This is a genomic window from Marilutibacter maris (genome assembly GCF_006546735.2).
GTDB lineage: Bacteria > Pseudomonadota > Gammaproteobacteria > Xanthomonadales > Xanthomonadaceae > Marilutibacter > Marilutibacter maris.
The window spans coordinates 1-11,679 of sequence record NZ_VICD02000125.1 but is presented as its reverse complement, the minus strand read 5'-3'; the positions used below and the strand labels follow the sequence as shown (position 1 = coordinate 11,679).

Annotated in this window: 11 protein-coding genes; 6 read left to right on the top strand and 5 right to left on the bottom strand. The window is 69.6% G+C overall.

The window, feature by feature from the left end:
• A partial coding sequence (locus FKV24_RS19240) for a hypothetical protein (RefSeq protein ID WP_170288249.1) occupies window positions 1-306 on the top strand: 306 nt, incomplete at its 5' end.
• A 63-nt stretch (window positions 307-369) separates the two neighbouring features.
• Here FKV24_RS19240 and FKV24_RS07940 read toward each other — a convergent pair.
• Window positions 370-981, bottom strand: coding sequence for a TIGR00645 family protein (locus FKV24_RS07940; RefSeq protein ID WP_111268217.1), 612 nt, complete (start codon window positions 979-981; stop codon window positions 370-372).
• 169 nt (window positions 982-1,150) lie between these two features.
• On the opposite strand from FKV24_RS07940, the gene FKV24_RS07935 reads away from it, so the two are divergent.
• The 3 genes from FKV24_RS07935 to FKV24_RS19545 all read left to right on the top strand — a co-directional run bounded on the left by FKV24_RS07935 (window position 1,151) and on the right by FKV24_RS19545 (window position 5,105).
• Window positions 1,151-1,846, top strand: coding sequence for a glutathione S-transferase C-terminal domain-containing protein (locus FKV24_RS07935; RefSeq protein ID WP_141481995.1), 696 nt, complete (start codon window positions 1,151-1,153; stop codon window positions 1,844-1,846).
• A 190-nt stretch (window positions 1,847-2,036) separates the two neighbouring features.
• A complete protein-coding gene (locus FKV24_RS07930; RefSeq protein WP_141481998.1) occupies window positions 2,037-4,268 on the top strand; it encodes a S9 family peptidase in 2,232 nt (743 codons plus the stop codon).
• A 3-nt stretch (window positions 4,269-4,271) separates the two neighbouring features.
• Window positions 4,272-5,105, top strand: coding sequence for a transglutaminase domain-containing protein (locus FKV24_RS19545; RefSeq protein ID WP_211371820.1), 834 nt, complete (start codon window positions 4,272-4,274; stop codon window positions 5,103-5,105).
• Between the two features lie 15 nt (window positions 5,106-5,120).
• On the opposite strand, the gene FKV24_RS07920 is transcribed toward FKV24_RS19545, so the two are convergent.
• The 3 genes from FKV24_RS07920 to FKV24_RS07910 form a co-directional block, all read right to left on the bottom strand.
• The gene (locus tag FKV24_RS07920) at window positions 5,121-5,645 is read right to left on the bottom strand and encodes a hypothetical protein (RefSeq protein ID WP_141481994.1); all 525 of its coding nucleotides are present in this window, start codon (window positions 5,643-5,645) and stop codon (window positions 5,121-5,123) included.
• Between the two features lie 4 nt (window positions 5,646-5,649).
• Window positions 5,650-6,753, bottom strand: coding sequence for a hypothetical protein (locus FKV24_RS07915; protein ID WP_141481993.1), 1,104 nt, complete (start codon window positions 6,751-6,753; stop codon window positions 5,650-5,652).
• 249 nt (window positions 6,754-7,002) lie between these two features.
• Window positions 7,003-7,446: a hypothetical protein gene (locus tag FKV24_RS07910; protein ID WP_141481992.1), complete on the bottom strand. Its 444-nt coding sequence runs from the start codon at window positions 7,444-7,446 to the stop codon at window positions 7,003-7,005.
• A gap of 136 nt (window positions 7,447-7,582) precedes the next feature.
• Between FKV24_RS07910 and FKV24_RS07905 the strand changes: the two genes are divergently transcribed.
• Entirely contained in the window at window positions 7,583-9,394 is a 1,812-nt protein-coding gene (locus FKV24_RS07905) for a DUF885 domain-containing protein (protein WP_141481991.1), read from the top strand.
• An 18-nt stretch (window positions 9,395-9,412) separates the two neighbouring features.
• On the opposite strand, the gene FKV24_RS07900 is transcribed toward FKV24_RS07905, so the two are convergent.
• Window positions 9,413-10,150 carry an ElyC/SanA/YdcF family protein gene (locus FKV24_RS07900; protein WP_170288248.1) on the bottom strand — a complete coding sequence of 246 codons (738 nt, stop codon included), beginning with the start codon at window positions 10,148-10,150 and terminating at the stop codon, window positions 9,413-9,415.
• Window positions 10,151-10,346: 196 nt separating this feature from the next.
• Here FKV24_RS07900 and FKV24_RS07895 point away from each other — a divergent pair, with 196 nt between their 5' ends.
• On the top strand, window positions 10,347-11,552 hold the full coding sequence (locus tag FKV24_RS07895; RefSeq protein ID WP_141481996.1) for a beta-ketoacyl-[acyl-carrier-protein] synthase family protein: 1,206 nt from the start codon (window positions 10,347-10,349) through the stop codon (window positions 11,550-11,552).
• The last annotated feature ends 127 nt before the right edge of the window (window positions 11,553-11,679 follow it).

The window sequence follows — 11,679 nt, the reverse complement described above, 5'->3', positions numbered from 1 at the left end:
GCCCTGCGCGCACGCGGCGCATCGCTGGACGCGGTGCTTGCCGACTATGCCGACTGCTGCCTGGCCGACGCGCGCTTCGGCGATGCCGAAGGCTTCATCGCCGCGCTCGACCGCGTCGCCGGCGCGCAGGTGTTCGCGCCACGGTTCCGCCGCTACGCCACCGCGCGCACGTTTCCGGACCTGGCCGCGAGCTATGCCCGGCTGGGCCTTCGCCGCGACGGCGACGGCCTGCATTTCGACGAGGACGGCGCCGCGCTGCGTGCGCGGATCATGGGCGCCCCCACCCAGGACGACCCGGCACGCTGATGCGACAGGGCCCGCACCTGACGGCGCGGGCCCCGCGGAACGGACGGGCGACGGCCGCCGCGGTCAGTGCGGCGCGGCCGGCTTGTGCGGCTTGATCGCCGCGCCCATCAGCCGGTCGGTGTAGGCGATGCCGATCGCCGACAGGATGAACACGCAGTGGATGATGGTCTGCCACATCACCCCGGTCGAGGTCGCCTTGGAGCACAGCACGCCCGCGGCCAGCTCCGGAGTGCACGGCGGCAGGCCCAGCGAACCGGCCTCGATGAAGGTCTTGAGCAGGTGGATCGAGGAGATCCCGATGATCGCCATCGCCAGCTTGACCTTCAGCACGCTGGCGTTGACGTGGCTCAGCCACTCCGGCTGATCCGGATGGCCCTGCAGGTTAAGCCGCGAAACGAAGGTCTCGTAGCCGCCGACGATCACCATCACCAGCAGGTTGGAGATCATCACCACGTCGATCAGGCCCAGCACGATCAGCATGATGCCCTGCTCGGTCAGCGCGTTGGCGTCGTGGATCAGGTGCCACAGCTCCTTCAGGAACAGGAACACGTAGACGCCCTGGGCGACGATCAGGCCCAGGTACAGCGGCAGCTGCAGCCAGCGCGAGGAGAAGATCAGGTGCGGCAACGGGCCCAGGCGCGGCACGCCCTGGCGTGCGGGTTGCGAATCGGACATGCGGGTCATGGTCCAAATGGAGTCGGCGAAGGGTAGCCAGCGGCGGTGACAGCCTCAAGTGCGCGGTCGGGCGCGATGGCCGGGCCGGCCCTGGCGGCAGGGCGCGGTCGAGCCGTCGCCGCCGTACACTGGCCGTCCATTCCCCCCGCCCGCGGTAAAGGAAGCCACCATGATCGACCTGTACTACTGGCCCACGCCCAACGGTCACAAGATCACCCTGTTCCTGGAGGAGGCCGGCCTGGACTACACCGTGCATCCGGTCGACATCGGCGCCGGCGACCAGTTCAAGCCCGAGTTCCTGGCGTTCTCGCCGAACAACAAGATGCCGGCGATCATCGACAACGCCCCGGCCGACGGCGGTCTGCCGATCACCGTGTTCGAGTCCGGCGCGATCCTGGTCTACCTGGCCAACAAGACCGGAAAGTTCTTCGGCGCCGACGTGCGCCAGAAAGTCGAGGTCAACCAGTGGCTGATGTGGCAGATGGCCGGGCTGGGGCCGATGACCGGGCAGTACGGCCACTTCAACGTCTACGCCCCGGAACCGATCCCCTACGCGATCGACCGCTACACCCGCGAGGTCCAACGCCTGCTCGGCGTGCTCGACAAGCGCCTGGACGGCCGCGACTTCATCGCCGGGCCCCAGTACACCATCGCCGACATGGCCTGCTACCCGTGGATCGACCCCTACGACAAGGCGCCGATGGACCTGTCCGACTACCCGAACCTGCGCCGCTGGCGCGCGGCGATCGCCGAGCGTCCGGGCACCGTGCGCGCCTACGAGGTCGCCGACCGCCACCGGGTGCAACGCGAGATGACCGAAGAGATGCGCCGCAACCTGTTCGGCACGCCGGCGAACGTCGACTGAGCGGACGATCCTCCGTAGGAGCGGCGTAAGCCGCGATGGGGTTTTCATGGGAAGGCCCGATCGCGGCTCACGCCGCTCCTACGAAGGCCAAGATCACACCCGCCGTCACGCGACGGCCATCGCCGCCTCCGTATAACCAAGCCCGACACGAGACCGCATGAACAAGACGCTCGCAGGCTGCCTGCTCGCCATGACCCTGACCACCGCTCCGCCCATCGCCTCCGCATTGACGCCCGCTGCCGGACAGCGGCTCAGCCTGGAGGCCCTGGCCGGCGACGCGCCGTTGTCGGGACCGAGCCTGACCAAGCCCAAGATCGCGCCGGACGGCTCGAAGGTGACCTTCCTGCGCGGCAAGCCCGACGACCGCAACCGGCTCGACCTGTGGGCCTACGACGTCGCCAGCGGCAAGACCACGCGCCTGGTCGACGCCGACGACGTGCTGCCGCCGGGACAGGAAGTGCTCAGCGACGAGGAAAAGGCGCGCCGCGAGCGCCAGCGCATCGCCGCGCTGAGCGGCATCGTCGATTACCAGTGGTCGCCTGACGGCCGTCAGTTGCTGTTCCCGCTCGGCGGCGAGCTCTACCTCTACGACCTGGGCAAGTCGGGCAAGGCCGCGGTACGCCAGCTGACCCATGGCGAGGGCTTCGCCACCGATCCGAAGATCTCGCCCGCGGGCGGCTTCGTCAGCTTCATCCGCGAGCGCAACCTGTGGGTGATCGAGCTGGCCACCGGCAAGGCCGCGCAGCTGACCCGCGACGGCAGCAGCACGCTCAATGACGGCGCGATCGGCAACGGCGTCGCCGAATTCGTCGCCGACGAGGAAATGGCGCGCCATACCGGCTACTGGTGGGCGCCCGACGATTCGGCGATCGCCTTCGCCCGCATCGACGAGTCGCCGGTGCCGGTGCAGAAGCGCTACGAGGTCTACCCGGACCGCACCGAAGTGGTCGAACAGCGCTATCCGGCCGCCGGCGACGACAACGTGCGGATCCAGCTCGGCGTGATCGCACCCAGGGCCGGCACCGCCGCGCGCTGGATCGACCTCGGCCCGGAGCAGGACATCTACCTCGCCCGGGTCGACTGGCGCGACGCCCGCCACCTGAGCTTCCAGCGCCAGTCGCGCGACCAGAAGACCCTGGAGCTGGTCGAGGCCGACCTCAACAGCGGCCGCGAACGGGTGCTGGTCACCGAGACCTCGAAGACCTGGGTGCCGCTGCACGACAACCTGCGCTTCCTCGACGACGGCCGCCTGCTGTGGTCGAGCGAACGCAGCGGCTACGAGCACCTGTACCTGATCGACGCCGACGGCGCGGCCACCGCGCTGACCTCCGGCGACTGGCCGGTCGACAGCGTGCTGGCGGTCGACGAGGACGCCGGCCTGGTCTACTTCGCCGCCGGCAAGGATTCGCCGACCCAGAGCGCGGTCTACCGGGTGCCGCTGGCCGGCGGCGCGATCGAGCGCCTGTCCGACGTCGACGGCTGGCATTCGGCGACCTTCGCCGGCAATGCCAGCGTCTATGTCGACAACTGGTCGAACCCGGCCACGCCACCGCAGCTGAGCCTGCACCGCAACGACGGCAGCCGCATCGCCGACCTGGTCGAGAACGACCTGGCCGATGCCGAGCATCCCTATGCCCCGTACCGCGCCGCCCACCGGCCGATCGAGTACGGCACCCTGCGCGCCGCCGACGGCGCCACCCCCCTGCACTACAGCGTGCTCAAGCCGGCCGGCTTCGACCCCGGCAAGCGCTACCCGGTCGTGGTCTACGTCTACGGCGGCCCCGCCGCGCAGACGGTCAAACAGACCTGGGCGCCGGACTTCAACCAGTACCTGGCCCAGCATGGCTACGTGGTGTTCTCGATCGACAACCGCGGCACCCCGCGCCGCGGTGCCGACTTCGGCGGCGCCCTGTACGGCCGCCAGGGCACGGTCGAGGTCGACGACCAGCTCGCCGGCGTGGACTGGCTGAAGGCCCAGCCCTGGGTCGATGGCGATCGCATCGGCGTCTATGGCTGGTCCAACGGCGGCTACATGACCCTGATGCTGCTGGCCAAGGCGTCCGACGCCTATGCCTGCGGCGTCGCCGGCGCGCCGGTCACCGACTGGGCGCTGTACGACACCCACTACACCGAGCGCTACATGAACCTGCCAGGCGCCAACCCCGACGGCTACCGCCAGGCGCGGGTGATCGAGCACATCGACGGCCTGCGCTCGCCGCTGCTGCTGATCCATGGCATGGCCGACGACAACGTGCTGTTCAGCAACTCCACCGCGCTGATGAGCGCGCTGCAGAAGCGCGGCCAGCCGTTCGAGCTGATGACCTACCCCGGCGCCAAGCACGGCCTGAAGGGCGCCGACCTGCTGCACCGGTTGCGGATCACCGAGAACTTCTTCGCCCGTTGCCTGAAGCCTGCGGAGTAGGCCTTGCGCCGGTGCTCATGGCCGCTGGGACTGGCGCTGCTGCTGGCATCCGTCGATGCCGCCGCAGCTCAGCCGATCGCGACCCATCAGGAAGCCCGGCGCTGGGCGCAGGCCTTGAGCGTGGCCTCGCCCTACAAGATCGGCACGGCCGCATTGGCCGGTCAGATCCGCTACCGGATCGCCTTCGACGGCATTGATGGCGATCTGCCGGAAACCGGCGAACAACGAGTCGGAGGCACCGACGATACCGGGCACGAGCTGATCGTCTGTGCGGACTGCGGGCGGGAAGCCGCACCGACGCCGCAGGCACTGGCCGGCTACACCCGCGCCAATGCCTGGATCGAGAGCGAAGATCCGCGGCTGCGCCGTTTCGCCACGCGCAACGACCGTGGCGACAACATCGACCGTCGGATGACGCGACTGGCCGATGCCGTCCGCCGCCACCTGGACGCGGGCATCGACTTCCGCCACTACGACTCGGCCGCGACCGCGTGGGAGAAACGCAGCGGCGACTGCACCGAGGCCGCGCTGCTGCTCGCCGCGCTAGCACGCGCCCGCGGCATACCGACGCGGGTCGCATCGGGGCTGGCCTACTCCAGCCGTTTTACCGGCCGCTCGCACCTGTTCAGCCCGCATGTATGGGTGCAGGCCTGGGACGGCGAGCGCTGGCGCAGCTACGACGCCGGCCTGTCAGGCTTCGACGCGGGGCACATCGCGGTGCATGTCGGCGACGGCACCCCTGCTGACTTCCCGCGGATCATCGCCTTGCTGCGTGGCATGCGGATCGTCGATGCTGCCGGCGTCCGCGCGCGGACACCAGCACCGGTGGAAGACTAGCCGGTCGCCGACCGGCTAGCGCACGCAGCGGGCATTCAACTGCTGCAATAGACGCTGGTTCACATCCGCCAGCACCTGCGCATAGGCGCGATAGGCCTCATCCTGGCTGCCGTTCCAGTTCATCGACATGGCCTGCGAGCGGACCACAAACGCCGGCTCATCCGCGACCGAGACCTGGTAAACCGCGACCGGCACCTTGGTTCCCAGGTTCTGTGCCAGATACAGCTGCGCGATCCGCACCGACACCGGCGGCGAGGCGGTCTCGGTCTCGCTCAAACCCGCCTGCACGAGTTGGCTGCGTACGGTGTCGGCGGCGTCGACAAAGCTGAAGGCGTGCGGACCAAGACCGCCGGATCGCGCGCCCGCCGGCCGCGCATCCACCACCTCGCCAAGCCGGTAGTCGCAGGCCAGTCCCGCCGTCTCCTCCGGCGACGAGGACACCGCCAGTCGCGCCGGATCCATGTCGACCCGCACCACCTTCATGCTGCAGGCGACCAGAAGCGCGGTGGAAACCAGAGCGAACAGCAAGCTGGCGCGCATCGTCTCAGCCCTCGGTCGATTCGGCAGGCGCTACAGCTTCGGCGTCGACTGGCGCCTCGTCGACCGGCACCGGGACCGTGTCGGCAGCGGGCTCTCCCCCGCCCACCGTTTCCGTATCCACTGCCTCGGTTCCCACCGCTCCAGACTCGATTTTCCCCGGCCCCAGTGCGGACTCGTCCGCCGCAACGGATTCGGAAACAACGCTCGCAGCCTCCTCCATGGGCGCGACCGCCTGCGCCATCGCCACATCGGCACTGATCGGCTGATACCCACTCAGCTTGCTCATCCGCCCATTCCCCGTGCGCACCCAGACATGGTCCTCGGTCTGGCGCATGGCACGTCCCGGATAGCTCAGTCCCTTCACGTGAACCCGCTCACCCCGGATGACCTGACGTTGCTCGGTGCGGCCGGCCTCGGAAAGGTCGTGCACCAACATCTCGACCGACTGTTCGATTCCCCGATCAAGCAGTTGCGCCAACCGCTCGGGGCCTATCCGCGCCCAGACCTGGGGACCGGCATCGACCGTGTCAAGCAACGGAAAGCGGTATGCGTAGTCGCGCACAAGCCGCCGCTTGGTTTTCACCTTGCCATTGGACTTGATGGTGCGGTCGACGACCTGCACGTTGAGCATGACCGAAAGCGTGCCGAAACCGGAGTCCATCGAATAGCGCGGCACGATGACCATCGCGTACAGCGGCATGTCGCCCAGGCCATTGCGGGCTTCGACCGCATCCCATGGCGTCTGCATGACCCGGATCGACGGATTCGGCGATATGCCCTCGGACGGCAGCTCGGTGCGCAACACCGCTTCAATGCGCTCATTGAACCGATAGCCCAACAGATGGTCGCGTATCGGGACAATCCGTTCCTCGGCCTTCTTTACCTGTGCGTTCTGTACCGCGGAGCCGACCAGCGCACCGACCAGGCCGAACTGCATACCCATCGAGGAGGCGGTCTCCGGCACATCCACAGCCAACTCGTGCTGGCCCAATACGACCTCGACCGCCAGATCGTCCGCGAGCGGCATCGGCAGCTCGGGCTTTTTCGCGGCGACACTGAAACTCAGTGCAGCCGCGACGGCGGCCACGCCCAAACGACGAAGCATCATGATTTCCCCCTGGAGCGGTGCGATGGGTCTGAAGGATGGCCGGCACCCCCATGCCGGTCATCGACGATTCTAGGGGAGACCATCGTCACGCACAAAACGTGACTCCCGGGCGCTCATTGTCGCCAGCCGAGCCGTCCAGGGACGACGGTCGCCGAAACGTTCGGCGGACATGACAGAGCCGCATGCCTCGCGGCAAGCAAGGTGTTGGAGGGAAACGACCGGGTCAGGCCGACGGCCGAACCCTGCCGCCTAGCCTGCCGCGTCCGGCGCCGGATCGATCATCGGCAGCTCGGGCAGGTCGCTGTCGTCGACCCAGTCGGCATCGCGAGGGTCGTCGACGCCGCCGACCAGGATGAACTCCAACCCACTGGACGCTATCGCTTCTTCACCCGGCTCGACCGGGCTACTGGCCTCGCTGGGTGCTGCCGGCAGAGTCAGCGCCGGAGACCGTTCGCCGGCCATCGCCGTGCCCGCGACCAGGGTCAGTGCGATCGCGGCAAGGCCTGCCGTGCGGCTCGGCACCCGATAAGCGACGCAGACCGGTCCTTGCTGGCGTGAAAGCAAATCACGGCGGCCCGCTTCGTCGAGACCGTCGAGCGAGTGCACCTGCGATCCGCAGCGATCACAGTGTCCATCTATTCCCTGCTGCTCCTGTCTCGACAATGGGCAAGGCCTGTCGATCTTCGGAAACATCGCCATTTCGCTGCTCTCTCATCCCGCCAGGACTTTTTGTAGCACGTGTCCAGGCGCTCCCGGTACTTTTGCCGCTTGGCGCCGTCCCGGAAGGGGTCGATGATGGCGCTCCAATCCACAACGGATCCGACCGACGATGACCAAGCCGCTCGCACTCGCACTCGCCGTCGCCCTCGCTCTCGCCGCATCCACGCCGGCATTGGCGCTGGCCCAGGATGCCCCCACCGCCAGCACCGCGCAGGCGTCCGCCCCGGCCTGGGTGGCGCGCAGCAACGAACTGGCGCAGATCCTGGTCGAGGCGCAGGCCGACTTCTCGCCGGAAGGCTTCTCGTACATGGGCATTCCCGGCTACGACGAGAAGGTGTCCGACCTCGGCCCCGAGGTCGGCGAACGCTTCCGCAAGGCGATGGCCGAGGCGCGTTCGCGACTGCAGGCCAAGCTGCAGGTCGAACGCGACCCGCGGGTCCGCCAAGACCTCGAACTGCTGATCAAGGCCGCCGACGAGGCCGCCGAATCCTCGCGCGTCTACGAGGCCATGACCCTGCCCTGGAGCGATGTCGCCCAGTTGCAGTTCAGCGGCCTGCAGAGCCTGCTGTCCGACCAGGTGCAGCCGCAGCGCCGCCAGCACGCGCTGGGGCGGTTGAAGGCCTATGTCGGGATGAACGAAGGCAGCACCCCGATCACCGAGCAGGCGATCGCGCGCTACAGCGAGCGCGCCGGCGACAAGGCCCTGCTGCGGCCGACCAGGCTGGAGGTCGAGCAGGCATTGGGCAACAGCCGGACCTATGTCGATGGCATCCGCAAGCTGTTCGCCAAGTACGAGATCGCCGGCGCCGGCCCGGCGCTGGACGAGATGGAGCGCCAGCTCGACGCCTATGCCGACTGGGTCCGCACCACCGTGCTGCCGGAAGCGCGCACCGACACCGTGCTGCCGCCGGAACTGTACGCGCTCAATCTCAAGCAGGTCGGCATCGACATCGACCCGAAGGTGCTGGTCCAGCGCGCGCAGCTGGAGTTCATGGAGACCCGCGCGGCGATGCAGGCACTGGCGCCGCGGGTGGCCGAGGTCCGCGGCCTGGAGGTCGCCGATCCGAACGATTACGTGGCGGTGATCGCCGCGCTCAAGCGCGACGTGATTCCGAACGACCAGTTGGAGGCGCGCTACCGCACGGTGATCGATGCGATCGACCCGATCATCCGCGAGGAAGCCATCGTCGACGTGCCGAACCGGCCGATGGTGATGCGCCTGGGCACCGAGGCCGAGTCCGCGGCCCAGCCGGCGCCGCACTTCAAGCCCGCGCCGCTGGTCGGCAACACCGGACAGCAGGGCCAGTTCGTGTTGCCGGTGACGGTGCCGACCGCCGACGGCAAGGGCCTGTCCTACGACGACTTCAATTTCGACGCGGTGCGCTGGACGCTGTCCGCGCACGAGGGCCGTCCCGGCCACGAGCTGCAGTTCACCGCGATGGTCGAGCGCGGCGTGTCGCTGGCGCGCACGATGTTCGCCTTCAACTCGGTCAACGTCGAGGGCTGGGCGCTGTACGCCGAGGCCGAGATGGTGCCGTACGAGCCGGTCGACGGCCAGCTGATCGCCCTGCAGTTCCGCCTGTTGCGGGCCGCGCGCGCGATCCTCGACCCGATGCTGAACCTGGGCCTGATCGATCGCGAACGCGCCGGCCGGGTGCTGCGCGACAAGGTCGGCCTGTCGGAGGCGATGACCAAGCAGGAGCTGGACCGCTACACCTTCAACGCCCCCGGCCAGGCCGGCAGCTATTTCTACGGTTACACCCGGATCCTGGAACTGCGGATGGCGACCGAGCTCGAGCTCGGCGAGCGTTTCGACCGCCTCGCCTTCAACAACTTCCTGCTCGATCAGGGCCTGCTGCCGCCGGACCTGCTGGCCCAGGCCGTCGAGGAGACCTTCATCCCGGCGCAGGCGGAGAAATGATGGCGGCCGGCGCGCCGCTCACTGCGTGCGCGCCAGCAGGCGGCGGCTGCCGATGAGCCGGGCCCAGCGGGTGCCCAGGTCGACCAGGGCGACATAGGCGGCCTCGCCGGCCAGCCGCCAGGCCGTGCCCGGCGCGGCAGGCAGATGCGCTTCCGCGGCGCAGGGCCGCGCGTCGAACCCCATCCGGCGCGCGAACCACAGGCACCGCGCCAGGTGGTAACGACTGCTCAGCAGGACCACCCGATGGGCGGCCTCGCCGCCGCCCTCCGCATCCAGCAGCGCGCGCGCGTTGCGCAGGTTCTGCAGGGTATCGCGGGACCGGTCCTCCAGGCGCAGGACCGCATCGGCCGGCATGCCCCGCGCCCGCAGCCCCGCCCGCGCCAGTGCCGCTTCGCTGGGCTGGCCGGATGCGCCGCCGCCGAGCAGGACGAACTCGCGCGCACCTTCGCGCCACAGCGCCATCGCCCGGTCCAGACGGGCCTGGAAGTCCGCATCGGGCCGTCCGCCGGGCGCGTGCTTGCCGAACACCAGCACCATCCGCCCATCCGGCGCCGAAACCGGTGCCCGCCGCGCGGTTCGCCACACATGGACCAGGTAGACGAGGTAGAGCAGACCACCGGACGCCAGCATCGCGACCGCCGCGACCGCCAGGCCATGCAGCACGTCCGGATCGGCCAGCAGCCTGCGGCGATGGGCGCCACGGCTGTCCCGCGGCGGCGCGGGCGGGTTCCTGACCGGGGGTGGCGCAGTCGGCATCGGCAGAGGGATCGCGGGAGGAGGCGCCGTCGACCCGGCACCCGGCTGGGCGGCGGCGAGCGGAGGGCGCTCAGGATATAGGCGCGCGCCGCGGCTGACACGAGGCGTGTCGTTCAGGCCTTGCCGCGGGGGATGCTGGCTATACTCGCGGCTGACCTGTTTGCCGTATCTGCCCTTGCACCGTCCGCCCCACCCCATCGCGCCCCTGGCGATCCGCTGCCATACCGCCACCACCGCGCTGGGGCGCGGACGCGACGCCCAGGCCGAGGCGCTGGCCGCCGGCCGCGGCGGACTGCGCCGCAACGACTTTCCGACCACCGCCCCCGGCGAGCCGCCGCTGGACTGCTGGATCGGACGGGTCGAGGGCCTGGAATCGGCGCCGCTGCCGGCGGCGCTTGCGCACTGGGAATGCCGCAACAACCGCCTGGCGTGGCTGGCGCTGCAACAGGACGGCGTCGACGCCGCGGTCGCGGCGGCGATCCGGCGGCATGGCGCCGAGCGCGTCGCGCTGGTGGTCGGCACCTCGACCGCGAGCATCGGCGCCAGCGAGGAGGCCTACGCGCGGCTGCAGCCCGATGCCGACGGCGCATTGCACTTTCCCGACGACCTCGCCCGCCCGCAGATCCACACACCGCATTCGCTGGGCGGGTTCCTGCAGGAGGCGACCGGCGCACGCGGGCCATGCCTGACCGTCGCCACCGCCTGCTCCTCCAGCGCCAAGGTGTTCGCCCAGGCCGCACGCCTGATCCAGACCGGCGTGGTCGATGCCGCCCTGGTCGGCGGCGTCGACACCCTGTGCGGCAGCGTGCTGTTCGGTTTCAACGCGCTCCAGCTCGTCTCCGGCGAACCGTGCCGCCCGTTCGACGCCCGCCGCGACGGTCTGTCGCTGGGTGAGGCCGGCGGCTTCGCGCTGCTGGAACGCGACGACGACGACACCGCACTGCGCCTGTGCGGCTACGGCGAATCCAGCGACGCCCACCACATGTCGGCCCCGCACCCCGAGGGCCTGGGTGCGCGCCTGGCGATGGGCGACGCGCTGGCCCGCGCCGGTATCGACGCCAGCGAACTCGACTATCTGAACCTGCACGGCACCGCCACGCCCGCCAACGACAGCGTCGAGGCCGCGACCGTGGCGGCGCTGTTCCCCGCCACCCTGCACGCCAGTTCGACCAAGGGCTGGACCGGGCATACCCTGGGCGCGGCCGGCATCGTCGAATCGGTGTTCGCCCTGATCGCACTGGAACGCGGGTTGCTGCCGGGCACGCTCAACAGCACCATGCCGGACCCGGCCTGCGGCCCGCAGATCCGCTTCGATGCCAGCCAGCGACCGATCCGCTACGCGATGAACAACTCCTTCGGCTTCGGCGGCAACAACGCCTCGCTGGTATTCGCACGCCGATGAAGACCCTGGCCGCACGCATCGAAGGCATCGGCTTCTGGGCCGACCGTCTGCCGTCCTGGGAACTGGCGCGCGCATTCGCCCGCGGCGGTGCCCTGCCCGCGACCGCCACGCGCCCCTCGCCGCAGCT

Coding starts and splice junctions, on each gene's coding strand:
- FKV24_RS07910 (WP_141481992.1), bottom strand. CDS start 7,446: ATGTTTCCGAAGATCGACAGGCCTTGCCCATTGTCGAGACAGGAGCAG.
- FKV24_RS07915 (WP_141481993.1), bottom strand. CDS start 6,753: ATGATGCTTCGTCGTTTGGGCGTGGCCGCCGTCGCGGCTGCACTGAGT.
- FKV24_RS07905 (WP_141481991.1), top strand. CDS start 7,583: ATGACCAAGCCGCTCGCACTCGCACTCGCCGTCGCCCTCGCTCTCGCC.
- FKV24_RS07930 (WP_141481998.1), top strand. CDS start 2,037: ATGACCCTGACCACCGCTCCGCCCATCGCCTCCGCATTGACGCCCGCT.
- FKV24_RS07935 (WP_141481995.1), top strand. CDS start 1,151: ATGATCGACCTGTACTACTGGCCCACGCCCAACGGTCACAAGATCACC.
- FKV24_RS07900 (WP_170288248.1), bottom strand. CDS start 10,150: ATGCCGACTGCGCCACCCCCGGTCAGGAACCCGCCCGCGCCGCCGCGG.
- FKV24_RS07920 (WP_141481994.1), bottom strand. CDS start 5,645: ATGCGCGCCAGCTTGCTGTTCGCTCTGGTTTCCACCGCGCTTCTGGTC.
- FKV24_RS07940 (WP_111268217.1), bottom strand. CDS start 981: ATGTCCGATTCGCAACCCGCACGCCAGGGCGTGCCGCGCCTGGGCCCG.